Origin of the sequence: Lentzea sp. NPDC102401, assembly GCF_044765805.1 — a bacterium.
Classification (GTDB): Bacteria; Actinomycetota; Actinomycetes; order Mycobacteriales; family Pseudonocardiaceae; genus Lentzea; species Lentzea sokolovensis.
Genome location: NZ_JBIWKS010000005.1, coordinates 493,731 through 519,823, shown reverse-complemented (window position 1 = coordinate 519,823; position 26,093 = coordinate 493,731). Strand labels below are relative to the sequence as shown.

The following is a 26,093-nucleotide window of genomic DNA, read 5'->3' as shown; positions in this document are numbered from 1 at the left end:
CTCACCACTGCTGGGTGGTCAGGCCGGTGCCCAGGTAGATCTGGTCGAAGCCGTTGCCGTCGTTGTCGTCGGTGTAGACGACGGTGACGCGGCCCCACGGGTCGACGCCCACGGCGGGTTCGTCCTGCCTGCCGGTGGCGGTCGAGACCGTGAGCTGCCGGTCGGGACGGCCCGTGGCGGTGCCGTCGGGGTTGTAGACGCTGGTGTGGACGTCCTGCGCCTCCGTCGTGGTCACCGCGACGCCGAGCTGGTCGTCGATGCCGATCTGCGGGTCGGTGCCGGTGGTCTGCGCGACGGCACCCCGTGAGATTCCGGCCGCCGTGAACGACTGGGTGCGGACTCCGGACTGCTCCCAGGCGATGGCGAAGTCGCCGTTGAAGTTGGCCGCCACGGCGGGGCGTTTCCCCTGCCCCGTCGTGGTCTGCGCCTGCTTCACGCCCCCGGCCGCGGTGACGATCTTGCGGGCGACGTTCGCGTCGGCCTCCCAGGCGATGATCGCGTTGCCCGCCGCACTCATCGCGACCTGGGGCTTCGCGTGGGTGCCGCCGGCGTTGTTGACCTGGGCCTCGTAGGTCTTGGAGCTCAGGGACGCGAACACGCTCACCCGCACGGTGGGCGCGGCGGTGCCCTGCCGGTCCTCCCACGTGACCGCGAAGCCACCGCTGTCCGGATCCGCCGCCACGCTGGGGAAGTACTGCTGGCCGTCCGCGCTCGCGTTGGCCGTGCCGGAACCCGACACGGTCCCGGACGCGCTGACCGAGCGGACCGCGATGTTGTAGTAGCCGTTGCCGTCCGGGTCCTCGGACCACACGACGACCGCGCTGCCGTCCTCGTGCAGCGACACGTCCGGCTGCCAGTGCCGCCAGTTGCCGGTACCGCCGGTGGAGAGCTTCTTCTCGTAGACCGCCGCTCCCTCCTTGAAGAGGCGGATCCAGACGTCCGAGTGGATCGGGTCGGTGGGCTCGGTGGTGTCGCGGTCGTCCTCCCACACGACGGCCGTGTAGCCGTTGCGGGTGGCGCTCACGGACGCGTTGTCCTGGTCTCCGGTCGAGTCGCTGTTGACCGTGGACCACGTCATCGGGGCGGGTGCCAGCAGGAGGCTCGCGATCAGCAGTGTCTTCACGGCGCCTGCAATCCGGGGTTGGTCGCTTCGACGACGTAGCTGCCGACGGTCTTGACCGGGTAGTCGCGCACGCTGACCTTGTCGACGGCCCGGTAGTCGACCCGCATCTCCGTCGGCGTGGTCTGCGTCTTCACGTAGCCGCGCAGGTTCTTGAAGTACTTGACGTGCGGGTTCAGCGTCGGGTTGAGGCTGTTGTCGGCCGCGTTTCCGTCACCGCCGGACGTGATCGACGTCGTGACGAGTTCGGTGCCGATGATCCGGTTCTGCGTTCCGTAGTTCTGCATGAGGTTCGCGCCCCAACTGCGGTGCACGTCGCCGGTGAGCACGACCGTGCCCTTGTTCCCGTTGGTGTCCCACGCGTTCTGGATGCGCGTGCGGTTGGCCGTGTAGCCGTCCCACGCGTCCATGCTCTTGGAGCCGTCCGCGGCGGCGAGCCGTTGCGCGAAGAACACCTGCTGGCCCAGGAAGTCCCAGGTGCCGAGCTTCTGCCTGAGGCCGTCGATCAGCCACGTCTCCTGCGAAGTGCCGGTGAGGGTGCGGGCCGGGTCGTCGGCGGCGGGGCAGACCTTCGTGCCGTCACCGCACGCCTGATCGTTGCGGTACTGGCGGGTGTCGAGCATGTGGAACGTGGCGAGGCTGCCCCAGCGGACCCTGCGGTGCAGCAGCATGTTCGCGGCGGTCGGCGCCTGGGCGGACCGCAGCGGCATGTGTTCGTAGTACGCCTTGTACGCGGCGGCGCGGCGAGCAGTGAAGTCACCGGCGGGGCTGCTGTCGTTGCGGACGAGGTTGGCGTAGTTGTTCTCGACCTCGTGGTCGTCCCAGACGACCAGCCACGGTGCGGTGGCGTGCGCGGCCTGCAGGTCCGGATCGGTCTTGTACTGGGCGTGGCGGACCCGGTAGTTCGCGAGCGTGCTGATCTCGGTGGCGGGGGCGAACTTGCGGACCTTCGTGGTGGTGGCGGCGCCTTCGTAGATGTAGTCGCCGAGGTGCAGGATCAGGTCGGGGTGTTCCTCGGCCATCCGGCGGTAGCCCGTGAAGTAGCCCTCCTCGTAGTGCGCGCACGAGGCGAAGAGCATGGTCAGTGCGGGCGAGGTGCCTACGGCCGGTGCGGTGAGGGCGCGGCCGACGGGGGAGATGTGACCGCTGGTGCGGAAGCGGTACCAGTACTCCCGTCCCGGCTCCAGGCCGGTGAGGGTGACGTGCACGGCGTGAGCGCTTGCCTGGGTGGTGGTGAACGTGCCGGTGCGGACGATGGCGGTGAAGCGTTCGTCGGTGGCGACCTGCCATTCGACGGCGGTGTCGGTGTTCGGCATGCCGCCGAGACCGTCGGCGTTCAGCGGGCTGGGGGCGAGGCGGGTCCAGATCACGAACCCGTCGGCCGCCGGTTCGCCGGACGCGACGCCCAGGGTGAAGGGATAGCCGATCGCGTTGGCCAGTGCGGGAAGTAGAACTCCGGCGCTCGCTCCCGCGAGGCCGCCCACGATGAAGGTACGTCTCCGTAACGTGGTCATGACCCGCAGGCTTACCGAACGCGGGTAAAGGTCCGCCTAACGGCGTGTGGCTTCAGAGTGGTTTCCCACCAAGCGAAAGCGGCGATGTCGTCGTGGTGGATGTCGAACGCGTCGGCGAGCAGTTCGGCAGCGCTGAGCGGGAGGCCGGTGTCGCGGACGGCGCGGTAGAGCAGGGCCACGTGGTCGCGGGACCAGGTTTCGAGGCAGAGACCGGGTAATCGCTCCGCCTCGCAGCACGGCTGGGCGCACACGACGATGTCGAACCACTCGTCGTCGTGGTCGTTGAACGCGACTGTGACGCCGAACCGGTCGGGGTGCAGTGCGGTCACCTTGCTGCGGCGGGTCTCGTAATGCAGCGGATGGGGGAGTGCGGCGAGCCTTTTCGCGGCGTGGCGGTCCGGGCCGGTGAGCACGACCGGTTCGTGGTGGGTTCCGTGGTCGAGCACGACCACGTCCCACGTGCTGCGCGCGAGTCTCAGTGCGGTGGCGAGGCCGGAGACCCCGGCCCCGACGACGAGTGCTGTGGCCATGACCAGCCCCTTCCCCTAGGATTGAGGCTAGCGAACGTTCAGAAATTTCTGAAGACAGGATGACTGTGACGGGCGAGACAGAGCGCAGGGAAGCCGCCGAGCAGTTGGCGCTGGCGCTGGTCGGCGCCGGGATGCAGCGGATGGGCGCGCGGGCGATCGCGGCGTTCCTGTTCTCGGAGGAGGAGTCGCTGACCGCGGGGGACCTGGCTCAGGAGCTGGGTGTGAGCGCGGGATCGGTGTCCGGCGCGATCAAGATGGTCGCGCAGATGGGCCTGATCGAGCGGATCTACGTCGCGGGCAGCCGGCGAGAGCACTTCCGGATGCGCGACAACGCCTGGACGACTCTTTACTCGCGCCAGCACTCCGTGGTCACCGACGTGCTGGACGCCGTGGAGAAGGGCGTCGGCGCGGTCGGACCCGGTCGCGCGCACGACCGGCTGGAGTACATGCGGGACTTCTACACTTTCCTGATCAACGAGGCGCCGGTGCTGGTGGAGCGGTTCGAGCAGCAGCGTCGTGGAGAACGCCGTTCATGATCAGGTCCAGCATCCGCTTCGCCTGAGCCGGGTCGCCGTTCTGCGCGACGCCGATCAGCAGCGCCATCAGGTCCATGGGTTCGGTCTGCGCGCCGAGGGGTGCGAGCAGGCTCGACACGGCCTCGGTCATCTTCGCGCGGCTGTGCTCGAACGGGTTGAGGCCCAGGGCGATCACGGCCTGCAGCGCGTCCTTGAGGTCGCGTTTCGTCGCGGCGTAGGCGATGAAGCGGTCCATCCACTCCCGTAGCGCGGCTTCGGGTTCGTGGGTCTCGAGCAGCTCGGGCGCGGCGTCGCAGAGCTTCTCCAGCTCGGTGCGGTAGACCGCCTCGATCAACGCCTCGCGGGTGGGGAAGTGGCGGTACAGCGTGCCGATGCCGACGCCCGCCTTCTTGGCGATGGCGCCGAGCGTCGCGTCCTTCTCGTGGGTGAACGCGTCGAGCGCCACCTCGATCAGCAGCCCTCGGTTCCGGACCGCGTCTGCACGCACTTCATCACTCCTATGGGGTACGTCACTTGCTAAACGGAGCCCCCTCCGTTTACGGTGGAACCCGAACCGGAGGAACCTCCGTTTCAGTGTACGACACAGGTTGGGGAAACCAGATGAGTGAGCGCATCACCACCCCGTTCGGGTTCGGGAGCACCGCTCTCGAGGTCGTCGGGGGCGTCGACCTCTCCGGCCGCCGCGCCGTGGTCACCGGTGGGGCGTCGGGCATCGGCGTCGAGACCGTGCGGGCTCTCGCCGCCGCGGGCGCCGAGGTCACCATCGCGGCGCGCGACGTCGAGGCCGGCCGGAAGGTCGCCGCCGAGGTGTCCGCTTCCACGGGCAACGAGGCGGTTCTGGTCGCTCCGCTGGAGCTGACCTCGCAGGAGTCGGTCAAGGCCTTCGCCGCGGCGTGGGACGGCCCGCTGCACCTGCTGATCAACAACGCGGGTGTCATGGCCTCGCCGCTGACCCGCACGCAGGAGGGCTGGGAGCTCCAGTTCGCCACGAACCACTTCGGCCACTTCACGCTGACGCTGGGCCTGTTCGCCGCGCTGCGCGCCGAGGGCGCCCGCGTGGTCAACGTCAGCTCGGCGGGCCACCTGTCGAGCCCGGTGGTGTTCGAGGACATCCACTTCGAGCGCCGCGAGTACGACCGCTGGAAGGCGTACGGCCAGTCCAAGACCGCGAACGTGCTGTTCGGCGTCGAGGCGGGCAAGCGCTGGGCCTCAGACGGCATCACGATGAACGCCCTGATGCCGGGCGGCATCCTGACGGCGCTGCAGCGCCACATCACGCAGGAGGAACTGCAGGAGCGCATCAAGCTGCGCGGCGGCGACAAGCCGTTGCGGCTCAAGACGCCGGAGCAGGGCGCGGCCACCACGCTGGTGCTCGCCGTGTCCCCCTTGGTGGAGGGCCGTTCGGGCCTCTACTTCGAAGACTGCAACGAGGCCGTTCCCCACACCGAGGGCATGACCAACGGTGTCGCCGCCTACGCGGTCGACCCCGAGGCCGCCGCCGAGCTGTGGAAGGTCTCCGAGGAAACGTTGAAGGTGCAGGCATGATCACCACAGGATTCGGGTTCGACACGACGGCCCAGGAAGTCGCGGACGTAGCCGATCTCGCCGGCCGCCGCGCCGTCGTCACCGGCGGTGCCTCGGGCATCGGCGTGGAAACGGTGCGCGCCCTCGCCACGGCCGGCGCCGAGGTCACGATCGCGGCCAGGGACGTCGACGCGGGCCAGCGCGTGGCCACGTCGCTCTGCAGGTCGACCGGCAACAAGCGGATCTCCGTGGCCCGTCTCGACCTCTCCTCGCAGGAGTCGGTGAAGGCGTTCGCCCGCAACTGGGACGGCCCGCTGCACCTGCTGATCAACAACGCGGGTGTCATGGCCACCCCGTTCACCCGCACGCAGGAGGGCTGGGAACTCCAGTTCGCCACGAACCACTTCGGCCACTTCGCCCTCACCCTGGGCCTGTTCAACTCGCTGCGAGCCGAAGGCGCCCGCGTGGTGAACGTCAGCTCGTCCGCGCATCTCATGAGCGAGGTCGTGTTCGACGACATCCACTACGCCCACCGCGAGTACGAACGCTGGCAGGCCTACGGCCAGTCCAAGACGGCGAACATCCTGTTCGGCGTGGAGGCAGGCACCCGCTGGGCCCCTGAGGGCATCACGATGAACGCCCTCATGCCCGGCAGCATCGCCACGAACCTCCAGCGCCACCTCACCCAGGAGGAACTGCAGGAGCGCATCCGCCAAAGCGGCGCCGCGGCCACCCGCCGCATGAAGACCCCGGAACAGGGCGCCGCGACCACGCTCGTCGTGGCCACCACGCCGCTGCTGGACGGCATCTCGGGCAGGTACTTCGAGGACTGCAACGAGGCCGCCCCGGTCTCGGGCGGCAGCCACATGCGTGGCGTCGCACCGTACGCGCAGGACCCGGAGGCGGCGGCCCAGCTGTGGAAGGTCTCCGAGGAGACGCTCTGGTCGCTGAAGGCGGCCTGAGCCTCCGGCGAAGTCCAGGGCGGCGTGGTCGAGCCGTGGTGCGCGCCCGTCGCACTCCGGTCACTCGGATCAGTCCGTCGTCGATGAGAGCCGTTGGGGCGCAACACAAGTAGAACACCAGATCGTGTTCCCTCTTCGTGTTCGGTGTGCTCGGTCGCAGGGTCAGGCCCACCGTCCTGTCGGTTGTGGCGGAGTAGATTTGAGAGATGCGGATCGGCGAACTGTCCAGGCGCACGGGCGTGAGTCCGCGCTCACTGCGGTACTACGAAGAGCAAGGACTGCTGACCAGTTCGCGCTCCGACGCGGGGCAACGCCACTACTCCGATGCCGAGGTCGACCGCGTGTCGCTCATCCGGCAGCTGTTCGACGCGGGCCTGCCCAGCCGGGTGATCGCGACTGTGCTGCCGTGCGTGGATCTCCCCGATGATCTGGGCGTCGCCGAGGAGACGTACATGGCGATGACGCGCGAGCGCGACCGGATCGACGCCGACATCGCGCAGCTGACCGAGGAACGGGATGCACTCGATGCGCTGATGCAGATCAACAGTCGCCACCGGGCGGAGTTGTCCAGGATCCCGGAACAGGTGGCGCAGCCGGCCTGATGGTGTGACCCGCGCCTCAGCTGCTTGCCCTTCACATCGATGTCAGGGGTGAAGGTGGTGACAGGGCCCGCAATCACCGGGCCGGTCACTTGGGAGGCGGCAGAAAATGGGACAGGCATGGGGTTTCGGCAAGCACGGCGGGCCCGAGGTGCAGGAGTTCTTCGATCGTCCCGATCCCGTCCCCGGTCGCGGCGAAGTGCTGATCAGGGTCGACGTCGCCGGCGTGAACCCCCTCGACCACCTCGTGCGCTCGGGACTGGTCCCCGGACTCGACGGCGGGCGTCCGTTTCCCCGCGTGCTGGGCATGGAGGCAGCGGGAACCGTCCTCGCCCTGGGCGAGGACGTCGACGGGCTCGAGGTGGGTGACGCGGTCTTCGGCTTCGCGCTCACCGGTGGCGGCACCTACGCCGAGACGACGGTGCTGTCCGCGCCGAACACCGCACGTGTTCCGGCCGGCCTGTCCACCACCGTGGCGGCAACGCTGCCGGTGGCCGGGACGACCGCGGTGGACGCGCTCGACCAGCTCGGCCTCCCGGCCGGTGCCACGGTCCTGGTCAACGGGGTCGGCGGCGGGGTCGGTCTCACCGTCGCCCGGCTGGCCATCAGCCGCGAACTGCGGGTGATCGGCACCGGGAGCACCGCCAAGCGCGAGCACGCCGAAGCCGTCGGGGTGCGGTTCATCGACTACGCCGCCGAGGACGTGGTCGCCGCGGCGCGCGAACTGGTTCCGGACGGCTTCGACGGGATCGTCGACCTGGTCGGAGGCGCCTCGCTGCGGACGGTCGCGCCGCTGGCCAGGGATCCCCGCACCGTCATCGCCGTAGGGGATGCGTCGGTGACCGATCTCGGTGGACGTTTCGTCGAACGCCGCCTCGACCGCGAGAACCTGGAACGGTCAGCCCGGCTGGCCCTCGACGGAGTCCTCGCACCCGTGATCACCGCGGTCCATTCACTCTTCGACGCCCCGCTTGCCCTCGCCACCGTCGAGAACGGTCACACCTCGGGCAAGGTCGTCATCAAGGTGGCATGAGCGCGAGAGCTGGCCGGGCATTCCGCACCTGGGGATCGATCAGCTCGGGGTGATCGTCGAGTGGGGTGTTGTTTGGTCATCGTGGCCGGGTGGGGTCGACACCGAGCAGGTCCAGCAGCCGGGCTTGGAGTGGTGGTGGTTGAGGAATCCCTGGCTGCCTGTTGACGGCGGGATGAGGCGGAGTCGGACCAGCGCCTCGAAGACCAGCAGCACGAGGCAGATCACGGTGATGAGGGCGGCGACGCGCCGGTTGTTCTTCAGCAACATCGGCGAGACAGCCAGGGGCATTTGATGGTGCTGTAGCGGCGTTCCACGACTTCCTGCCCTTTGTAGCGGCGCAGGATCTCGGCCGGGTGACGTCGGTGGGCAGGTTGGTCAGCAGGGCGTACCCGCCGTCGGTGGCGGGATCGATACCGGCCTGGGTGCGCAGGTAGGCGGTGACCCGGCGGGCGGAGGCGATCGCGGCGATCCGGATGGTCACCGTGTTCTCGTCGGGGTGGTGCCTGGACCCCAGACCGCCTTGCAGGCGCTCCAGATCACCGGTGGCGCGGTCGAGTTTGCGGGTCCGCCGTGGCCGCGGCGTGTGCTCGGGCGGTGGAATGCACGAACACCCGCCGCAGCGTGAGTATCGGGCCACACTTGCGTTTCCCGGTCAGGGTCAGGGTGTCCTCGGTGACCCGCCACCGGCCACGTTCGGCGACGGGTGTGCAGGCCTTGGAAGCAGGGGCGATGAACCCGGCACCGGCGTCGATCATCGCCGAGACATCGCCGTATGACACCAGCTTGGAGTCCCCGATCAGCAGGAAGGTCCCATTGCGTGGCCATCTTCTGCAGTTCGGTCATCGCGCCGACGACTTGGGCGACCTCACCGGCTCCGCCGTCGCCGGTGACCGCCGGCCCGGCCTGGATCTGTTTCAGGTCCAGGCGGCGGTCTTGGGGAATGCCCGAACTCCGGTGCCGGGTGGTCGGCGTCGGCGTGGTCGTGGGCCTCGTGCAGCGAGATCGAGGTCATGTCCTGATGCAGCCGGGACGTGTCCAGCCCGAACATTGAGATCGCCTGCGCGCCAACGGATCCGATGATGTGGTCGAGTTCGGGGGCGATCGCGTCCAGCGCGCGGCCGATCTCCTCCACCGCGTGCATGCCTGTCCGGCCGGCCACCCGGACCAGCGGCGCCGGCGAGGTCACCCGGTTCGCGACCAGCGTTTCGATCACCTGCCCACGGGTCAGGGTCGCTATGTCGCGAATCGGGCACACCGGGTCGACGATCCCCGCCAGATCCAGACGGCGACGGTGATCGGCGATCACCGGCAACGCGCCGGCTGCTTCTCGGCACTCGCCGCGACATACCGAGCCCGGTGTCGTCTATGCCGATCCACGACCGAACACCCTGGCGGAGCCCCCGATCAAGCGGGAGCTTGGATTGACTTGCCGGGCTTGTACATTCATCGCCGGTGGCGAGGTGCCTTGATTTGTGCGATGTCGAACTAGCTGTCCATCTCGTCCGGTGACTGTCGCGCTGACCTGGGCAGCTTCATTTCGGTTGCTGTGCGGAGAGCCGGATGCGACGGGATGGCGATCAACCAGGAGGACACGACCCGTGAAGGTGGAAGAACTGTTGTGGCGCCTGGCCGACAAGTACGCGCCGGCTCCGCCGGCGTACTCCAAGCTGGTCAGGCCCACGTGGTTCGACCACGCCGGTGATCTCGTCGTGGTGGACGGTCCGATCACCTGGGAGACCCCGTGGCTCACCGAAGGAGGGTTCAGCCATCAACTCCCGGCGGGTACTCACCCGGTGTACGCGGGAACCTGCGCCTTTCCCCCGCAGGACGAGGACCCCGAGGCGTTCTGGCACACCGTCACCATGGTCGTGATCCCACTGACCGAGCCCGATCGGATCGAGAGGGCGAACTGGGACGTCGCGGGCTACCACGACGTCCACCTGATCGAGGACTTCGCCGTCCTGTGGGGTGAAGAGGCCATGCGTCACTCGCTCCCGAACGTGGACGACGCGTCCTCGTTCGTCCGTGACGCACGGGACGGCATCCTGGCCAAAGGGCCACGCCACCGCAGCGACAACTGGACGAACGTCGTGGTGGACCGGGAGACCGGTGCCAACGCCCTCGTCTTCCCCGTGCACGACTCGGAGTACGTCACCGGCTACGAGATCGTCGACGACGAGGGCGAACTGCTCTGCCTTGTCCTGGCGGCGTGCGGATAGAGCGGACGCGGGGGCGATGAACCCGACATCGGCCTCGATCATCGCCGACGCGTAGCCGAGAGGCCGAGCCTTGAGGTCTGTGAACGGCGGTCTGGTCCAGACCTCCCGGTAGAGGTCTGGACCATTTCGTGCTTCAATGACAGCGGGTCGCCGCCTGTAAGCGAAAGGTGAGCGAATGTCTGCCCGCTTGTTGCTGAGGGCACTGACCGCCCTGCTTCTGCTCATGAGCACCCTGCTCGTCCCGTCCGCCGCCCAGGCGGCCGACACCTGCGCGCTCAAGCCCCGTCCGGCAGGCAAGGTCCTGCACGGGTACTGGGAGAACTGGGACGGCGCGTCGAACGGGGTGCACCCGCCGTTCGGCTGGACGCCGATCACCGACAGCCGCATCAAGCAGCACGGCTACAACGTGATCAACGCGGCGTTCCCCGTGATCCGCTCCGACGGCACCGTGCTGTGGGAGGACGGCATGGACGCCGGCGTGAAGGTCGCCACGCCCGCCGAGATGTGCGCGGCGAAGGCGGCCGGGGCCACGATCCTGCTGTCGATCGGTGGCGCGGCGGCGGGCATCGATCTGAGCTCGACCGCTGTGGCCAACCGGTTCGTCGCGACGGTCGTGCCGATCCTGAAGAAGTACAACTTCGACGGGATCGACATCGACATCGAGACGGGGCTGGTCGGCAGCGGCAACATCAACTCGTTGTCGGCCTCGCAGGCCAACCTGATCCGCATCATCGACGGCGTGCTGGCGGCGATGCCCGCCGGGTTCGGGCTCACCATGGCGCCGGAGACCGCGTACGTGACGGGCGGCAGTGTCGTCTACGGCTCGATCTGGGGCGCGTACCTGCCGATCATCAAGAAGTACGCGGACAACGGCCGCCTGTGGTGGCTGAACATGCAGTACTACAACGGATCGATGTACGGCTGTGCCGGTGACAGCTACTCGGCCGGGACCGTGCAGGGGTTCGTGGCGCAGACGCAGTGCCTGAACAAGGGACTGGTCGTGCAGGGCACCACGATCAAGGTGCCCTACGACAAGCAGGTTCCCGGTCTGCCCGCGCAGCCCGGTGCCGGCGGCGGTTACCTGAACCCCACGCTGGTGGGGCAGGCGTGGAACAGCTTCGGTGGCCAGCTCAAGGGCCTCATGACCTGGTCGATCAACTGGGACGGCTCGAAGAACTGGACCTTCGGCGACAAGGTGAAGTCGCTGCAGGGGCGCTAGAGCACGATGGTGTTCTGCCCGGCGGCGATCTTCCAGGAACCGTCCTCTTTGGACAGAATGTAGAGGGGCGAACCCTCGTTCTGGTCGGGGATCACGGTGCCGTCGGGCTTCACCGGACGCTGGCGGATCTTGACGGCCGCCACGTCCGGGCGGATGAACACGACGTGCGCCACCTCGTACGTGGCGGTCGCCTCCTTCGTCGCGCCGGGCAGGACCTGGCGGGTGAAGGAGGCGATCTCGTCGCGGCCGGTGAGGCATTTGCCGTGTGCGGTCGTCCAGATCGCGTCGGCGCGGAAGAGGGCGATGAACTCCTCCGCGAGCTCGTTCTGCTGTGAGTGCTGGACTGTGGCGACGAGCTCTTCGATTTCCGCGATGTCGGTCATGGTGAAGATCGTCGTACCTCGACCAATCTGGAGGTCAAGGGCGAAACTCGGGCCCGGCCGTGCACAGCGTGATGGAGGTGGTGCACACGGCCGGGTCCTTCTTCAGCGGGTCACTCGCGGGGCGCGACCCGGGACTCGTAGGACTTCGGCTTGTACCAGGGGTTGTAGAAACACCCCGTGCCGTACTTCTTGTCGTGGCTCGGGCAGGCCGCCGCGACCAGGAAGGCGTTGGAGCGGACGCCCCACTTCTCCCAGGCCTCCAGCGACTGCATGGCCGCGGCGTACTCGGAGTCGCTGAACGCGCTGTGCGTGGCCTCGGTCGTGAAGGTCTGCACGAGGTTGTACCAACGGCCGGCCTTCGTCACGACGTCCCGATAGGCGGATTCGTGCTCCACGAACGCGGTCGGGTCGCCGATCGCGTGCACCGACAGCACCGGGATGTCGATCTTGCCGGTGAGGTCGCTGTCGTACGCCAGCTCAGCACGCGCGGCGGGGTCGGCGGCGAAGCGTTCGACACCGGCGTTCAGCGCCTTGTCGTCGTGCGAACCCTTGTACACCACACCAGCGTTGCTCCAAGGATTCCGGTCGCCCAGCCGGAGGTGCACGATGTCGCGGAACGTGAACGTCGCGAAGTTCAGGTGCGAGTTCAGCGTCTCCTCGGGGATCTTCGTGACCGAGAGGATGTCGTCGAGCTTCTGCTGCTGCTCGGGCGTGCGGCTACCTGCCACGCCAAGGCATTCCTCGATCCGGCCGCGCAGCCCGGCGGTCGTCATCGTGGAGCCGGGACGCAGGCCCTGCCACAGCGGGTACTGCGCCTCGGACGGCCGCGGGTGGTTGCCGCAGTAGTACTGGTAGACCACGCGCAGGTCGACGCGGTAGTCGTACCCGCGCGAACCACCGGCCATGACGCCACTCGTGAGCAGCGCCGCGTCATAACCCTTGTACAGCTCGATGGTCTTGGCGGCGACGTTGCCGCCCCACGACTGCCCGTGGATGTACACCTTGTGCGGCTTGAGCATCGCGCTGACCATCTCGCGCAGGTTGTCGGTGTCCTCGGCCGCCATCCGCGTCCCGTAGCCGCCGCGCCGGTACGAGGTGCCCGCCCACGCGTAGCCCTCCTTGACCATCACGGACCAGCGGTTCAGGTCGTCCCGCGTGCGCTCCGGCGTGGGCTCGCCCAGGTCGGGACCGCCGTGCGAGTGCACGACCAGCGTCTTGTTCCACTTCTTCGGCACGGCGATCGTGTAGTACGCGCCGTTGGGATCCCGGCCCTCGTAGCAGGTGGTGCCGGCGGGGACGTTCTCCGGGCACGGTGCGGTCGGAGGCAGGTGCACCGGCGACGTGAGACTCGCGGTGAGTGCGAATGCCAGCAGGACGTTCATGGCGGGAATCGTCAGTCCAGCTCGGCAAGTGGTCCAGCTCACTCACCCAAACTTGGGATTTCCCTGACGTTACGAGCGAGTCACGCGGCGGAAGCGAGCGCTGTTCAGCACGTGCCGCGCCCACGCGTGGTCGGCCGGGTCGTCGTGCACGCACGTCACGACGAGCATCTCGCCGAACCGCGCGACGTGGCCGTGGAACTCGTGCCGCGTCACGCCCTCCGAAGTGGTCGTGAGCCACAACGCGTGCCGTAGCTCGACGCCGTCGCGCACGAGGAACTGCTGGTCCTCAGGCACGGAAGGCGCGCCCTCCAGCGCGAGCTCCAGGAACTTCTCCGCCGACGTTCCGATGGCCCTGCGGACGTCCACGAACACCGCGCGGCCGGGACCGGCGAAGCGCAGGCCCTCTTCGAGCACGTGCGGGGTGAGGCCCGCGGTCCGTTCGATGCTCCACTGGCCGGGCAGCTTCTGCCGGATCGAGACCGGCAGTTCGACCAGGTAGCCGCTGAGCACCTGGTCGCGGTCCCAGGTCGTGCCGAGCAACGGGTGCTGGACGTATTCGGGCAGGTCATCGGGCTCGCGGACCTCGGCGATCACCTCGGCGCCGCGCAGGCCGTCCCACGGCTTGACGTCGTGCGCGAACGTGCCGGTGAACCTCAGCGAGGCGTAGCCGGGGCCGTCCCACGAGTCGGCCGCGTGCCGGGCGTCGTCTGGATCGACCCGCATCCAGGCGCCGAACCACAGCTCCAGGTCGCCGGTCAGCTCGACCGGAAGCACACAGCGGGCGTACGCGGCGTCGTCGGTCAGCAGCACGTTGCCGCCGGCCAGGAGCGTGGGGGAGCGGACGCCGGGAGGCAGGCCCAGGTCCAGGTCGATGGCGCCGGAGTCGTCGGTCTCGGTGCCGCAGCACGCGCAGGCCGTCACCCGATGTACCGGACGCTGTTGAGCACGTGCTGCGCCCACGCCTTGTCTGCCGGATACCGGTACACGCAGCGCACGGAGATCATCGTGCCGGGACGGACGACGTGCCCGTGGAACACCTGCTCCTCGTGGCCGTCGATCACCTCGCTGAGCCAGAACGCGTGACGCAACTCGGGGCCGTCGTGCGACACGGAGTGCTCGGCGCTCGCGGGGTAGCCGTCGAGGACCGCGCCCAGGAAGTCGCTCACGCTGCCACCGGTGAGGTCGGCGTAGACGTCGAGCGCCACCCGGCGGTCCGGGCTCGTGAACCTGACCGTGCGGCCGTCGACCACGCAGCGCATGCCGTCGGTGCGTTCGATGGTCCAGACCTCGCCGAGCGTCTCGCGGACGGGGATCGGCAACGGGTGCCGGATGCGGCACAGCACCTCGTCGCGGTCCCATTCCCGCTCCAGCACGGGGTGCGAGGTGAAGTACGGCAGCTCGTCGGTGTTGAGCACCGCCGCCTCGACCGGGACACCGAGCAGGTCCCACGGCTTGATCACGTTCGCGAACGTGCCGGAGATCCGCAGGTTCGCGTACTGGTCGTCGTTGTCCCACACGGCGTGCGCGTACATCGCGTCGACTTTGCTGATCTGTGTCCACGCGCCGAACACGATCTCGGTTCCGCCGGTCAGCCGAACCGGGAGCAGGCAACGGATGTAGGAGTCGCCGTCCGGTCCGACGAGCAGCCCGCCCGTGGGCGCGCCGAGTTGCTCGCCGGGCACGCCGAGCAGTTGCTCCGGACGGTTGAGCCTGTAGTCGATGCGGTCCGTAGAGGTGATCTCGGCTCCGCAGCATCCGCATTGGACGGTCATGCGGCCACATGCTAGAGCTCGTCGTCCGCCAGCAGTCGAGAGCGCACCAGAAAACGTATTCCAAGCGGTGCCTCCAGTGAGAAACCGCTCCCACGGCCGGGCACGACGTCGATCGTCAGGTGCGTGTGGCTCCAGTACTCGAACTGCGCCGCGGACATCCACACAGGAATGACGAACCCGTCCACCGCGAGGTCCCCGAGGTGGACGTCGGACGAGCCGGTGCGGAACTCCCCGGCCAGGTAGCACATCGGGGCCGAGCCGTCGCAGCAGCCGCCGGACTGGTGGAACATCAGGTCGCCGTGCTCGGCCCTGAGGCCGCGGAGCACGTCCGCGGCCTCAGAGGTCAGTGCGACGCGGGGCATCAGAAGAAGCCCAGGGCGTTCGGGGAGTAGCTGACGAGCAGGTTCTTGGTCTGCTGGTAGTGGTCGAGCATCATCTTGTGGTTCTCGCGGCCGATGCCGGACTGCTTGTAGCCGCCGAACGCCGCGTGCGCCGGGTAGGCGTGGTAGTTGTTCACCCACACGCGGCCCGCCTGGATGTCGCGGCCCGCGCGGTAGGCGACGGAACCGTCGCGGGACCACACGCCGGCGCCCAGGCCGTACAGGGTGTCGTTGGCGGTCTTCATGGCGTCGTCGTAGTCGGAGAACCGGGTGACCGAGACGACCGGGCCGAAGATCTCCTCCTGGAAGATCCGCATCTTGTTGTCGCCCTCGAAGATCGTCGGCGTCACGTAGTAGCCGCCGGACAACTCGCCACCGAGGTCGGCGCGCTCGCCGCCGGTGAGCACGCGGGCGCCTTCCTGCTTGCCGATGTCGATGTAGGACAGGATCTTCTCGAGCTGGTCGTTGGACGCCTGGGCGCCCATCATCGTCGCGGTGTCGAGCGGGTGGCCCTGCTTGATCGCGCGGGTCCGTTCCACGGCGTCGCCCATGAAGCCGTCGTAGATGTCGCTCTGGACCAACGCCCGCGACGGGCACGTGCAGACCTCGCCCTGGTTCAGCGCGAACATCGTGAAGCCTTCGAGTGCCTTGTCGTAGAAGGCATCCCGCTGCGAAGCCACGTCGGAGAAGAACACGTTCGGCGACTTGCCGCCGAGCTCCAGCGTGACGGGGATGATGTTCTCGCTGGCGTACTGCATGATCAACCGGCCGGTGGTCGTCTCGCCGGTGAACGCCACCTTCGCCACGCGGCGCGAGGACGCGAGCGGCTTGCCCGCCTCGACGCCGAACCCGTTGACGATGTTCAGCACGCCCGGCGGGATGAGGTCGGCGATCAGTTCCATCAGGACGTGGATCGACGCCGGCGTCTGCTCGGCCGGCTTGAGCACGATCGCGTTGCCCGCGGCCAGGGCGGGCGCGAGCTTCCAGACCGCCATCAGGATCGGGAAGTTCCACGGGATGATCTGCGCGACGACGCCCAGCGGTTCGTGCAGGTGATAGGCGACCAGATCCTCGTCGATCTGCGAGATGCCGCCCTCCTGGGCACGCAGGGCGCCCGCGAAGTAGCGGAAGTGGTCGACGGCGAGCGGCAGGTCGGCGGCGAGCGTCTCGCGGACCGCCTTGCCGTTGTCCCACGTCTCCGCGACCGCGAGCATCTCCAGGTTGGCCTCGATGCGGTCGGCGATCTTGTTGAGCACGTTGGCGCGCTCCGCGACCGACGTCCTTCCCCACGCGCGGGAGGCGCCGTGGGCGGCGTCCAGCGCGCGTTCGACGTCCTCCGCGGTGCCGCGGGCGATCTCGGTGAAGTCCTCCCCGGTGACCGGGGTGGGGTTGGCGAAGTACTGGCCCCTGGCGGGCGGCACGTACTCGCCTCCGATGAAGTGGTCGTACCGGTCGCGATAGGTGATCACGCTGTCCGGTTGTCCTGGGGCCGCGTACTTCGCCATGGGGCCTGCCTTCCGCGTCGTTGCGAACAGGCGGCGAACGTAGAACCCGCAACGTTTCACCCACGTTGCATCCGATCGGAGTAGCGCCGGGCTTGCCGGTGTGGTGCTACGGGCTGCATCCTGGACCAATGGACCCAGTCGAGCTGGGTGCCGCGCGTCCGGTGATCTTCGAGTCGTGGCGGCGCTCCCTTGCCGCGCGCGTCGACCCGGACAGGCACGAGGCGCCGGTCGTCTACGCGCCGGACGAGGTCGCCGACCTGCGTGGCGCGCATCCGCTCGCGGCGACGGTCCCGCTGCTCACGCACACGTTGTCGATGGACGACACGATCATGATCGTCACCGACACCCGCGGCCACGTCCTGTGGTGCGAGGGCGACAACGGGGTCCGCCACAAGGCCGAACGCGTCCACCTCACCGAGGGGGCGCGCTGGAGCGAGGACGTCATCGGCACGAACGCGATGGGCACCGCGCTGGCGACCGGCAGGTCCGTCACCGTGCACTCCCGCGAACACCTCGTGCGCACCTACCACGGCTGGACGTGCGCGGCGAGCCCGATCCACGACCCCCACACGGGGCTGCTGCTGGGGGTCGTCGACGTCAGCGGGCCGCTGAAGACCATGCACCCGGCCGTCGCGCAGCTCGTGTCCGCGGCCGCCCGGCTGGCCGAGCACCACCTGGGGCAGTTCGCGCCGCGGCAGCACGTGCTCACGCTGAACTTCCTGGGCGGGTTGCACGCCGATCTCGACGGACGGCCGCTGGGCCTGACGCTGCGCAACGCGGAGGTGCTGACGGCGCTCGCGCTGCACCCCAAGGGACTCACGGCCGAGCAACTCGCATTGTTGCTCTATGGTGAACGTGGGAACCCGACCACGGTCCGCGCGGAGCTGCATCGGCTGCGTGCGCAGCTCGGTGGTGTCCTGTTGACGAGGCCGTATCGGCTTGATGCGGTGGTGCGCGGCGACTTCCTCGACGTGCGGACGGCGTTGCGATCCGGCGACGCCGGTAAGGCCACCCGGCACTACAGCGGTGATCTGCTACCCCGTTCGGACGCTCCGGTGGTCCGCGAGGAACGCATAGACCTCGCCGCCGCGGTGCGCAAGGGCGTGCTGGAGCGGGGAGATCTCGACGCGCTGCTGTCGTTCGCGGACAGCGGGGAGGACGCCGAGGTGCTCGAACGCCTGCACCTGCTGCTCCCGGTCACCGATCCTCGTCACGCTCTCGTCTCCTCGCGCCTGCGAAGGGCGCTGGAATAGGCTTTCCCGCAAGGGGAGGGCAAAAGTGAAGCAGTGCATCAACTGCATGACCCGGTTGCCACGCAAGGAGGTCACCGAGGTCGCGTGGTGCGCTTTGTGCGCGCCGTGCCTGCAGGTTGTGTCCGACCAGATGAAAGTGCTGCACGACAGGCCAGGTGGTGCGCCCGTGCAGATCCAGCAGTGCGGCTGGTGCGGTGTCGCGCGCTCGTGCGGCGTCGGCTGGCGCACGAGGTGCCTGGTGTGCCTGGACGACAGGTCGGTGCCGGATCCGGCGGTGCAGAAGATCGCGCACCGGCTGGAGCTCGACGGCACCTGGCGGGAGAACTCGGAGTTCCTCGCCGCGACGACCGTGAAGGTTCGCCTGGCCAAGTACTTCCGGCCCGGCTGGACCGTGCTCGCGACGGACGTGCACGGGTTGCCGTGGACCGGATTCCGCTGGCTCACCAAGTCGCACGGCACGTGGGGACGCGATGACGAGAGCGGCGAAGTGCGGCAGCTCAAGCGCTTGCGCGGCGAGGAGAACCTGCTCTACCTGATGCGGTACGGGAAGGTGCTCAAGTTCGGGCGCGGGACCGCGGACCGGGTGGGCGCGCACGTCGCGCAGGGCGCGGTGCCGGTTCTGGTGCTGTCCGCGCCGAGCCAGCAGGTCGTCGTCGCCAGGGACCGCCTCAAGCGCGCGCATCGCAGCGAGATGGTGTCGCAGCGGACGCCGGTGGACCTGTTCGCGGTGCTGCCGGACGGCGACGACGTCACCGATCAGTTCCCGCGGAGCTGACATCAACTGATCCGCAGCGGGTAGCCCGTCGTCGTGGACGAGATCGTGGTGGTCGGACAGGTGGCGCGGGACCTGGTGCTCGTCGTGGACGAGGTACCGGGTCCCGGCGCCACGGCGCCCGTGCGGGAACGCCGGGAGATGCTCGGCGGCAAGGGCGCGAACATCGCGGTCGGCCTCGCGCAGCTGGGCGCGCCGGTCGCGCTCGTGGGCGTGGTCGGGGACGACGACGTCGGCGCACGCCTGATCGCGCGGGCGGGGGCCGACGGGATCGCCACCGATGCCGTGGTCAGGCGGCCTGGGTGTCGTACGGCGCTGTTCGTGGACGTGGTGGCCGACGGCTGGCGGTACCTGGAGGACGTTCCGGACGAGGTGCTGCTGCGCGAGGAGGATCTGCCCGCCGACCTCATCGCACGTGCGGGCACCGTCGTGGTGCAGCTGCAGCAACCGCCCGAGGTGGCGCTCAAGGCGGCACGGGCGGCGTCCGGGCGGGTGGTGCTCGACGGCGCGCCCGAACGGCTGCGAGACGAACTGCTGGCGTGTGCCGGCGTGGTGCGCGCCGATCACCGCGAGGCAGAGCTGCTGACCGGCCGGAAGATCAAGAGCGCTGACGACGCCGTGCGCGCTGCCCGCGAGCTCATGCCGAAAGAGCTCGTGGCGTTCGCCGTGGACGGTGTGGGCAATGTGTTCGTCTGGGACGGGGGAGAACTGGTGTTGCCCCTGGGGGACGCCGACGTGGTCGACACGACCGGGGGCGGGGACGCGTTCGTGGCGGGTCTGACGTTCGCTCTCACGCGTGGAGACGGCCCGGCCGAGGCGGCGAGGCTCGCCGTCGACGCCTCCGGGGCCACCGTGACGCACCCCGGCGGCCGGCCGAACCTCACCGCACGCTGATCAGGCGCGTTATCGTTGACACGTCCAGTGAGGGGAGGGGTCCGCGTGCGAGTGCTCGCCGTTGTGCTGTTGCTGCTGCTCTCGGCCACGCCCGCGCATGCCGCGACAGGCACGTACGTGCGCCTCGGGCATTTCTCGATGGACCAGGCACGGGTCGACGCCACGCTCGACGGCGTCAAGCTCGGCACCCTCGACTACGCCGAGCTCTACGAGTACCGCCGGGTCGAGGCGGGGGAGCACGTCGTCGAGTTCCGCACGGCCGGGGCCGATCCAGGGAGCCCGGTGCTGCGGTCGGTGCTCGTGCAGGCGGGCGCCGGCAAGGCGTACACGGTCATAGACATCGCGTCCTCGATGAAGGTCCTAGAGGACGACGTCAGCCTGCCGCCGAACGGGCAGGCGCGGCTGCGGGTGATCAACGCCGGTGACGCCGAGATGGACCTGCTGCGCGGCAGCGTGTTCGTGCACCGCAACGTGCAGGCGAACTCCACGACCGGCTACGTCGTGATGCTACCCGGCAAGGACGGGCTGCAGGTGCTGCCGCGCGGGAAGGACTCCACGACGCTGGAGGCCACGCTCGAACCCGGCGGCGTCTACTCGATGCTGGTCAGTGCGCGGCGGATCGAGCTGCGCACCGACGCCAAGGGCGCCGAGGTCGTGCCCGGCGGCGGGCAGGAGACCGGGTTCGGCGGCATGGCGGGCGGCTGGGACTGGCTCACCGCGCTCGTGATCGCGCTCATCGTGGGCGCCGCGATGTTCTCGGTGCGCGGCCGGCTGTTCCGGTTCGGCTGATGGCCAAGGGCAAGCTCCTGATGGGAGCGGCCGTGCTGGTCACACTGATCTACGTGGTCAAGGGTCCCGGCGCGGACGAGGCGCCGGAACCGGTCACGGTGCTGATCCCGTCGATCGGGGTCGACACCTCGCTGGAGGCGTTGAAGGTCGACTCCGCGGGGGTGCTGGAGCCGCCGACGCGCGCGGACAAGGCCGGGTGGTACGCCAAGGGCGTCGCGCCGGGCGACGCCGGTCCGGCGGTGATCGCGGGGCACGTCGACTCGAAGACCGGGCCCGGTGTGTTCTTCCGGCTGCCCGAGCTGCGGCCCGGCGCCGAGGTGCTGGTCGAACGCGAGGACGGCAGCAAGCTCACGTTCGTCGTGAGCAGCACCCGCACGACGGAGAAGACCGCGTTCCCGACGGACGCCGTGTACGGGCCGACGCCGTTGTCGGAGCTGCGGCTGGTGACGTGCGGGGGCGAGTTCGACCGGGTCGCGGGCAGCTACCGCAACAACGTCATCGTGGACGCGGTGCTGAAAGTCTGACGGTCTCGTCGGCCCACCTCGTCAGCAGCGTGGTGTCGTGCGAGATCGCGAGAACTCCCGCGTTCGATTCACGTTGGTAGGCGCGGATCACGCCGACCAGCGCGGCTGTCGTGGAGGCGTCCAGCATCGTCGTCATCTCGTCGCAGATCAGGTAGCGCGGGTTCAGCGCCAGCGCGCGGGCCAGGCAGGCGCGTTGCAACTGGCCGTCGCTGACCTCGTGCGGACGGCGGCCCAGCAGGTCGTCGGTGAGCATCACCAGCGAGGCCAGTTCGTCGACGCGGTCCTGGTTCCTCAGCGGCTCCGCGATCGCCTGGCGGAGGGTGAAACGCGGGTCGACGGACAGCCGGGGCTGCTGGAAGAGCACGCCGATCCTGGTGCGTTGAGTCGCCTGGAACCGGAACCCGGTGACGGTTTCGCCGTCGATCTCCACGGTGCCGGCGAACGGCTTGTGCAGCAACGCGAGCACACGGGCCAAGGTGGACTTCCCGGACCCGCTCGGCCCGGCCAGGCCGACGGTCTGTCCTGGCCGGACGGTGAGACTGATGTCGGTGATCACCGGGTCGCGGTAGCCGGCGGTGATGCCGTTCGCGGTCAGCACGGGCGGTGGCACGCGACGGCGTGCGGGTCGTCGGTGAGCACGGGACGGTCCTCGCAGATCGCGGTGGCCTGCTCGCAGCGCGGGGCGAACGCGCAGCCCGCGGGCAGGTCGGTGAGCAGGGGTGGCTGGCCGGGAATCGGCAGGAAGTCCCGTTCCGGCAGGGCGTTGGCGAGTCCGCGGCTGTAGGGGTGCTTCGCGTTGTCGAGCACCTCGTGGGCCGGGCCGACCTCCACGATCCGTCCCGCGTACATCACCGCGATCCGGTCGGCGATCCGGTGCGCCGCGGCGAGGTCGTGCGTGATCAGCAGGACGGCGTGGCCGTCGTCGACGAGCCTGCGGAACTCGTCCAGCAGCCCGTCCACGAGATCGCGGTCGAGGCCGGTCGTCGGTTCGTCGGCGATCAGCAGCCACGGATCACCGACGAGCGCCAGCGCGTTCGCGACGCGCTGCGCCATGCCACCGGACAGCTCGTGCGGATGGCGGTCGAGGTGTTCGGGGAGCAGACCGGCTCTTTCCGCCGCCTGAAGAGCGTTTCCCCCGAGGACCCGCGCGGCCTCTTCGAGCTGGGAACGCGCGGTGCGGACCGGCGTCAGGTGGCTCGCCGGGCTCTGCGGGATGAGGCCGATCTGCCGGCCACGGATCGTGGTCGCGAGCTCGTGGTCGGTCGCCGCGAGCAGGTCGACGTCGCCGAGCCGCGCGCTGCCGCTGGTCTCCGCGTTGCCGGGCAGGAACCCGAGCAACGCCGACGCCAGCACCGTCTTGCCGCAGCCGCTCTCGCCGACCAGCGCCACGCACTCGCCGGGCCGGATGCGCAGCGACACGTCGTTCACGGCCTCCACGGTCGCGCCCTTGAGCGCGAACCGCACCGACACCCGGTCGATCTCCAGGTTCACCACGTCAACTCCGTGCGCCGCTTGGGGTTCAGCCGATCCCGCCACACACCGCTCACCCCGGACACCGCCAGCGTCGTGATGATCAGCAGCAGTCCCGGCGCCAGGGACATCCACCAGCCGCCGATCAGCAACGAGCGCTGGGCGTCGTTGATCATGTTGCCGATGCTGGCCGCGTGGGGCGGCAGACCGAGGCCCAGGAACGACAACGCCGTCTCGTGCCACACCGCGTGCGGCACCATCAGCGTGGTCGCGAGCAGGACCTGCGGGGCGACGTTCGGCAGCAGATGCCGGGTCATCACCTGGAGTCTCGAAGCGCCACCGACGATCGCCGCGTCGATGAACGGCCGGGTCCGCAGCGACAGCACCTCCGACCGCACGATCCTGGCGGCGGTGAGCCAGTGCGTGAGCGCGATCGAGATGATCACGGCACTCAGGCTCGGCCGCAGGATCGCGACGATCACGATGCCCAGCAACAGATGCGGCACCGAGGCGATCGCGTCGACCACGCGCATCATGATCCGGTCGAACCAGCCGCCGATCGACCCCGCCAGCGCCCCGACCGCCGTGCCGACCAGTGCCGAGATCAGCGCGGCGACCACGCCGACGGTGAGGGAGACCCTGAGCGCGTAGACGCAGCGCAGCAGCACATCGCGCCCCAGCTCGTCCGTGCCGAACAGGTGCGAGGCGGACGGCGGCTGGTTGGCGATCGCGAGATCGACGTACTGCTCGTTGAGCTCCACGAACAGCGGCACGACCAGAACGGTCAGCGCGACGACCCCGAGGATGATCGCGGACGGCAGGAGTCGCCACTTCGGTGAGCGCGGCGGGCTCGCGGCGGTGAGGCGGCTGCGCGGGGCAGGACGCCAGAGCAGGTCAGCCATCGAGCGCCACCCTCGGGTCGGCCAGCGCGTACAGGACGTCGGCCAGCAGGTTCCCCAGCAGCACCACGCCCGTCGCCATCACGGTCAACGCGCCCAACAACGCGAAGTCGACGTTCAGCGCCGCCTCCACCGTCGCCCGCGCGATGCCCGGCCACGAGAACACCGTCTCCACCAGCAACGCCCCGGTGATCAGCTCGGGCAGTCGTGCGCCGAGGAGGGTCAGGAACGGCAGCAGCGAGGTGCGCAGCGCGTGCCCCGACACCACCAGGTGGTCAGGTAGCCCACGAGCCCGCGCTCCGATCACGTGGTCCTGCGTGAACGACTCGAGGAGGTTCTGCCGCACGAACAACACGAACCACGGCGCCTGCGAGATCGCGAGCACCGCCACCGGCAACACCATGTGGACCGCGACCCCGCCGACGGACGGCGGTTCGGAGCCCGTGGTCACGCCGCCACCGGGAAGCCACCGCAGCTGCAAAGCGAACACGTACAGCACCGCCAGGCCGAGCCAGAAGACCGGCGCCGCCTCGAGCGCGTAGCAGCTGCCCGTGATCGAGCGGTCGAGCCACGATCCCTGCCGCCACGCCGCGAAAGTGCCCAGCACCAGTCCGAGCACCAGCGCCAGCGTGAAGCCGACCGACACCAGCAGCACCGTCCACCCGAGACGATCGCCGATCACCGCGGACACGGGTTGCTGCAACGACAGCGAGTCGCCGAGGTCGCCCGCCAGAGCGTGCCGCAGCCACGCCCAGTACTGGGCGACGACGGGTTCGTCCACGCCCCAGTTCTCGCGCAGCTGCGCGACGCGTTCCGGGGAGGCACCGATGATCCGGACGCCGAAGTAGCGTTCGACCGGGTCGAACGGGCTGGCCTTGGCCAGCACGAACAGCGCGAAGCTGACCACGAGCAGCACCGGGACCGCGAAGGCCAGGCGCCGCAACGTGAATAGGCCGACCGACCGGGTCACGACTTCGGCGTCCAGCGTTCGAGGTTCCACCACACCGCGTGCACGAGGCCGTGGTCGTGCGGCTCGACCTGGGTCTCCTGGCCGTTCCACTTGTCGCGCAGCACGTAGGTGTGGTCGAGGAACACCAGGAACGCCCAGGCGGGATCGGCCGCGTAAGCCGTCTGGAACTCGTCGTAGGCCTTCTTGCGCGCGGCCGGGTCGAGGCTTCGGCGCGCCGTGTCGAGGGCGGTGTCCACAGTGGAGTTCTTGTACAGCGTCATGTTGACGTAACCGGACTGGCCCGCGTAACGGGAGTGCAGCAACGTGTACGCGGCCGTATCCGGGTCGTACGGGTCGCCGCCGCCCCACACCGCCGCCGCTTCCCTCTGGCGTTGCAGCATGATCTCGAACGTCGTGGCCTCGACGGGCGCGTCGATGCCGAGCTTCGCGATGTCGGAGGCCGTGGCGAGCGCCAGTTCCTTGCGCAGCACGTCCGGCGCGGGGTAGAGCACCGGCAGTTTCGCCGGCTGGCCGTCCTTCGCGCGCTTGCCGTCCGCGCCCTTGCGCCACCCGGCCTCGTCCAGCAGCTTCTCGGCCTCGGAGACGTCGTAGCCGAACGCGGAACTGTCGTCGTACCAGTCCTTCAGGTACGGCGAGATCGGTGTGGACGCGGGCTTGCCGGAGCCCGCCAGCACGGCGTCGATCATGGCCTGGCGGTTGATGCCGAGGTTGATCGCGCGCCGGACCTGCGGCGACGAGGTGAGCGGCAGTTCGGACGGGATGCCCAGACCGCGGTAGTCGGCGGACGGGTTCTGCACGATCCTGTAGCCGGACCGGTCGCGGTAGGTCTGGGCGAGCTTGGGCGGCAGCACCGTCCCGTCGAACTCGCCGGCGGCCATGCGGGTCGCGCGGGCGTTGTCGTCCGGCACGAAGACCACGGTCACGGACTTGATCGCGGGCGCGCCGCCCCAGTACTTCTCGTTGGCCTTCAACACCATCCGGTCACCCTTGCGCCACGACTCGACCGTGTACGGGCCGGTGCCGACCGGGGCGGTGTTGAACGGCGCGCTGTTGATGTCCGTGCCCGTGAGCTTCGCGGCGGGCACGATGCCGAGCGCGAGTTGCTGCGCGAACGGGGCGTACGGGTAGGAGAGCGTGAACTCGACGGTGCTCGCGTCGACCGCGTTCACCTCGGTCAGCGCGTCGAACCGGGAGGCGATCGTGGAGTTCACCTTCTTGTCCAGCACGGACCTGAAGGTGAACACGACGTCGTCGGCGGTCACCGGCGTGCCGTCCGAGAACGTGATGTCCTTGCGCAGCTTGGCCGTCCACGTCAGGCCGTCCACTGACGCCGTCGGCAGTTCCGCGGCCAGCGCCGGTTTCAGAGCCAGCGAGGCGTCCCGCGTCACGAGACCGTCGAAGATCTTCGCGGCGCCGTCCGGGGCGTAGCCGAGCACGGGGTTGAGGTTCTCCGGCTCACTGCCCGCGCCGATGACGATCGACGTGGCCGGCCCGGTCGTCGCGCCGTCGGGAGACGAGCACCCCGCCACCAGGACGAGGGCCACCAGAACAGCTCGCCGCATGAAGATCCTCCCCAGAAGTCCGTGTTGCCGGGAGCAGCTAACAGCAAAGGACTTGCAATAGGCAAGATCTTGCATCTGTGCGCTCAAGCCGGACTCATGCCAGCATCGAGACATGACCAACGGAGTGCATACCCACGAGCACAGTCACGGCGACACGACTCACACGCATCCGCATGGGGAACACGCGCACGATCACGTCGAGCATGAGCACACCCATACGCACGACGGAGAAACGCACTCACACACGCACGTGCATGACGCGGGTCACGTCGAGGAGCACTC

Annotated in this window: 29 protein-coding genes; 12 read left to right on the top strand and 17 right to left on the bottom strand. The window is 69.0% G+C overall.

Annotation, left to right across the window (positions count from 1 at the left end):
- Position 1 precedes the first annotated feature (1 nt).
- The 3 genes from ACIRG5_RS21440 to ACIRG5_RS21430 are packed head-to-tail and all read right to left on the bottom strand — an operon-like array spanning position 2 to position 3,164.
- Positions 2 to 1,123, bottom strand: coding sequence for a hypothetical protein (locus ACIRG5_RS21440; protein WP_402907039.1), 1,122 nt, complete (start codon positions 1,121 to 1,123; stop codon positions 2 to 4).
- Positions 1,120 to 2,634 carry an alkaline phosphatase D family protein gene (locus ACIRG5_RS21435; protein ID WP_402907037.1) on the bottom strand — a complete coding sequence of 505 codons (1,515 nt, stop codon included), beginning with the start codon at positions 2,632 to 2,634 and terminating at the stop codon, positions 1,120 to 1,122. The genes ACIRG5_RS21440 and ACIRG5_RS21435 overlap by 4 nt, the downstream gene beginning before the upstream one ends.
- A gap of 11 nt (positions 2,635 to 2,645) precedes the next feature.
- Positions 2,646 to 3,164 (bottom strand): FAD-dependent oxidoreductase, encoded by a 519-nt coding sequence (locus ACIRG5_RS21430; RefSeq protein WP_402907035.1) that lies wholly within the window; start codon positions 3,162 to 3,164, stop codon positions 2,646 to 2,648.
- Positions 3,165 to 3,229: 65 nt separating this feature from the next.
- On the opposite strand from ACIRG5_RS21430, the gene ACIRG5_RS21425 reads away from it, so the two are divergent.
- Positions 3,230 to 3,700: a GbsR/MarR family transcriptional regulator gene (locus tag ACIRG5_RS21425; RefSeq protein WP_402907033.1), complete on the top strand. Its 471-nt coding sequence runs from the start codon at positions 3,230 to 3,232 to the stop codon at positions 3,698 to 3,700.
- Here ACIRG5_RS21425 and ACIRG5_RS21420 read toward each other — a convergent pair.
- Positions 3,636 to 4,187, bottom strand: coding sequence for a helix-turn-helix domain-containing protein (locus ACIRG5_RS21420; RefSeq protein WP_330276928.1), 552 nt, complete (start codon positions 4,185 to 4,187; stop codon positions 3,636 to 3,638). The two genes, ACIRG5_RS21425 and ACIRG5_RS21420, sit on opposite strands and share 65 nt — an antisense overlap.
- Before the next feature lie 113 nt (positions 4,188 to 4,300).
- On the opposite strand from ACIRG5_RS21420, the gene ACIRG5_RS21415 reads away from it, so the two are divergent.
- The 4 genes from ACIRG5_RS21415 (at position 4,301) to ACIRG5_RS21400 (ending at position 7,818) form a co-directional block, all read left to right on the top strand.
- A complete protein-coding gene (locus ACIRG5_RS21415) occupies positions 4,301 to 5,245 on the top strand; it encodes an SDR family NAD(P)-dependent oxidoreductase (RefSeq protein ID WP_402907031.1) in 945 nt (314 codons plus the stop codon).
- Positions 5,242 to 6,186: an SDR family NAD(P)-dependent oxidoreductase gene (locus tag ACIRG5_RS21410; RefSeq protein ID WP_402907029.1), complete on the top strand. Its 945-nt coding sequence runs from the start codon at positions 5,242 to 5,244 to the stop codon at positions 6,184 to 6,186. Before ACIRG5_RS21415 ends, ACIRG5_RS21410 begins: the two co-directional genes overlap by 4 nt.
- Positions 6,187 to 6,392: 206 nt before the next feature.
- The gene (locus tag ACIRG5_RS21405) at positions 6,393 to 6,788 is read left to right on the top strand and encodes a MerR family transcriptional regulator (RefSeq protein WP_402907027.1); all 396 of its coding nucleotides are present in this window, start codon (positions 6,393 to 6,395) and stop codon (positions 6,786 to 6,788) included.
- Positions 6,789 to 6,894: 106 nt separating this feature from the next.
- Positions 6,895 to 7,818, top strand: a complete 924-nt coding sequence (locus ACIRG5_RS21400) for a zinc-binding alcohol dehydrogenase family protein (RefSeq protein ID WP_402907025.1) — start codon at positions 6,895 to 6,897, stop codon at positions 7,816 to 7,818.
- Positions 7,819 to 7,857: 39 nt separating this feature from the next.
- On the opposite strand, the gene ACIRG5_RS21395 is transcribed toward ACIRG5_RS21400, so the two are convergent.
- Together ACIRG5_RS21395 and ACIRG5_RS21390 are read right to left on the bottom strand one after the other, a co-directional pair.
- Positions 7,858 to 8,106, bottom strand: a complete 249-nt coding sequence (locus tag ACIRG5_RS21395) for a hypothetical protein (RefSeq protein ID WP_402907023.1) — start codon at positions 8,104 to 8,106, stop codon at positions 7,858 to 7,860.
- Positions 8,107 to 8,683: 577 nt separating this feature from the next.
- Positions 8,684 to 9,130, bottom strand: coding sequence for a hypothetical protein (locus tag ACIRG5_RS21390; protein ID WP_402907021.1), 447 nt, complete (start codon positions 9,128 to 9,130; stop codon positions 8,684 to 8,686).
- 286 nt (positions 9,131 to 9,416) lie between these two features.
- On the opposite strand from ACIRG5_RS21390, the gene ACIRG5_RS21385 reads away from it, so the two are divergent.
- Together ACIRG5_RS21385 and ACIRG5_RS21380 are read left to right on the top strand one after the other, a co-directional pair.
- Positions 9,417 to 10,037 (top strand): hypothetical protein, encoded by a 621-nt coding sequence (locus tag ACIRG5_RS21385; RefSeq protein ID WP_402907019.1) that lies wholly within the window; start codon positions 9,417 to 9,419, stop codon positions 10,035 to 10,037.
- Positions 10,038 to 10,212: 175 nt separating this feature from the next.
- Positions 10,213 to 11,256, top strand: a complete 1,044-nt coding sequence (locus ACIRG5_RS21380; RefSeq protein ID WP_402907017.1) for a chitinase — start codon at positions 10,213 to 10,215, stop codon at positions 11,254 to 11,256.
- Here the strand turns inward: ACIRG5_RS21380 and ACIRG5_RS21375 are convergent.
- From ACIRG5_RS21375 to adh, 6 genes are all read right to left on the bottom strand, one after another.
- Entirely contained in the window at positions 11,253 to 11,639 is a 387-nt protein-coding gene (locus ACIRG5_RS21375) for an SgcJ/EcaC family oxidoreductase (RefSeq protein WP_402907016.1), read from the bottom strand. The two genes, ACIRG5_RS21380 and ACIRG5_RS21375, sit on opposite strands and share 4 nt — an antisense overlap.
- Positions 11,640 to 11,749: 110 nt before the next feature.
- The gene (locus tag ACIRG5_RS21370) at positions 11,750 to 13,021 is read right to left on the bottom strand and encodes an alpha/beta hydrolase family protein (RefSeq protein ID WP_402907014.1); all 1,272 of its coding nucleotides are present in this window, start codon (positions 13,019 to 13,021) and stop codon (positions 11,750 to 11,752) included.
- A gap of 69 nt (positions 13,022 to 13,090) precedes the next feature.
- Positions 13,091 to 13,942, bottom strand: coding sequence for a hypothetical protein (locus ACIRG5_RS21365; RefSeq protein WP_402907012.1), 852 nt, complete (start codon positions 13,940 to 13,942; stop codon positions 13,091 to 13,093).
- On the bottom strand, positions 13,939 to 14,793 hold the full coding sequence (locus ACIRG5_RS21360; RefSeq protein WP_402907010.1) for a hypothetical protein: 855 nt from the start codon (positions 14,791 to 14,793) through the stop codon (positions 13,939 to 13,941). The genes ACIRG5_RS21365 and ACIRG5_RS21360 overlap by 4 nt, the downstream gene beginning before the upstream one ends.
- Positions 14,794 to 14,804: 11 nt before the next feature.
- Positions 14,805 to 15,155, bottom strand: coding sequence for a DUF779 domain-containing protein (locus ACIRG5_RS21355; RefSeq protein WP_402907008.1), 351 nt, complete (start codon positions 15,153 to 15,155; stop codon positions 14,805 to 14,807).
- Positions 15,155 to 16,678, bottom strand: coding sequence for an aldehyde dehydrogenase (gene adh / locus ACIRG5_RS21350; RefSeq protein WP_402907007.1), 1,524 nt, complete (start codon positions 16,676 to 16,678; stop codon positions 15,155 to 15,157). Before adh ends, ACIRG5_RS21355 begins: the two co-directional genes overlap by 1 nt.
- 128 nt (positions 16,679 to 16,806) lie before the next feature.
- Between adh and ACIRG5_RS21345 the strand changes: the two genes are divergently transcribed.
- From ACIRG5_RS21345 to ACIRG5_RS21325, 5 genes are read left to right on the top strand one after another with little or no spacing between them, the layout of a single operon-like run.
- Positions 16,807 to 17,931 (top strand): GAF domain-containing protein, encoded by a 1,125-nt coding sequence (locus tag ACIRG5_RS21345; RefSeq protein ID WP_402907005.1) that lies wholly within the window; start codon positions 16,807 to 16,809, stop codon positions 17,929 to 17,931.
- Between the two features lie 25 nt (positions 17,932 to 17,956).
- Complete coding sequence (locus ACIRG5_RS21340; protein ID WP_402907003.1) at positions 17,957 to 18,706, top strand: hypothetical protein; 750 nt, start codon at positions 17,957 to 17,959, stop codon at positions 18,704 to 18,706.
- Between the two features lie 33 nt (positions 18,707 to 18,739).
- Positions 18,740 to 19,597, top strand: a complete 858-nt coding sequence (locus tag ACIRG5_RS21335; RefSeq protein ID WP_402907001.1) for a PfkB family carbohydrate kinase — start codon at positions 18,740 to 18,742, stop codon at positions 19,595 to 19,597.
- A 45-nt stretch (positions 19,598 to 19,642) separates the two neighbouring features.
- Positions 19,643 to 20,386, top strand: coding sequence for a DUF4397 domain-containing protein (locus ACIRG5_RS21330; RefSeq protein ID WP_402906999.1), 744 nt, complete (start codon positions 19,643 to 19,645; stop codon positions 20,384 to 20,386).
- Positions 20,386 to 20,910, top strand: coding sequence for a class F sortase (locus tag ACIRG5_RS21325; protein ID WP_402906997.1), 525 nt, complete (start codon positions 20,386 to 20,388; stop codon positions 20,908 to 20,910). Before ACIRG5_RS21330 ends, ACIRG5_RS21325 begins: the two co-directional genes overlap by 1 nt.
- Here ACIRG5_RS21325 and ACIRG5_RS21320 read toward each other — a convergent pair.
- Genes ACIRG5_RS21320 through ACIRG5_RS21300 form a run of 5 tightly spaced genes read right to left on the bottom strand, consistent with a single transcriptional unit; the run spans position 20,882 to position 25,811 of the window.
- Positions 20,882 to 21,520, bottom strand: coding sequence for an ABC transporter ATP-binding protein (locus tag ACIRG5_RS21320; RefSeq protein ID WP_402906995.1), 639 nt, complete (start codon positions 21,518 to 21,520; stop codon positions 20,882 to 20,884). The genes ACIRG5_RS21325 and ACIRG5_RS21320 overlap by 29 nt on opposite strands.
- Positions 21,502 to 22,404: an ABC transporter ATP-binding protein gene (locus ACIRG5_RS21315; RefSeq protein ID WP_402906993.1), complete on the bottom strand. Its 903-nt coding sequence runs from the start codon at positions 22,402 to 22,404 to the stop codon at positions 21,502 to 21,504. Before ACIRG5_RS21315 ends, ACIRG5_RS21320 begins: the two co-directional genes overlap by 19 nt.
- On the bottom strand, positions 22,398 to 23,282 hold the full coding sequence (locus ACIRG5_RS21310; RefSeq protein WP_402906991.1) for an ABC transporter permease: 885 nt from the start codon (positions 23,280 to 23,282) through the stop codon (positions 22,398 to 22,400). Before ACIRG5_RS21310 ends, ACIRG5_RS21315 begins: the two co-directional genes overlap by 7 nt.
- Entirely contained in the window at positions 23,275 to 24,279 is a 1,005-nt protein-coding gene (locus tag ACIRG5_RS21305) for an ABC transporter permease (protein WP_402906989.1), read from the bottom strand. The genes ACIRG5_RS21310 and ACIRG5_RS21305 overlap by 8 nt, the downstream gene beginning before the upstream one ends.
- Positions 24,246 to 25,811 (bottom strand): ABC transporter substrate-binding protein, encoded by a 1,566-nt coding sequence (locus tag ACIRG5_RS21300; protein ID WP_402906987.1) that lies wholly within the window; start codon positions 25,809 to 25,811, stop codon positions 24,246 to 24,248. The genes ACIRG5_RS21305 and ACIRG5_RS21300 overlap by 34 nt, the downstream gene beginning before the upstream one ends.
- Positions 25,812 to 26,093 lie beyond the last annotated feature (282 nt).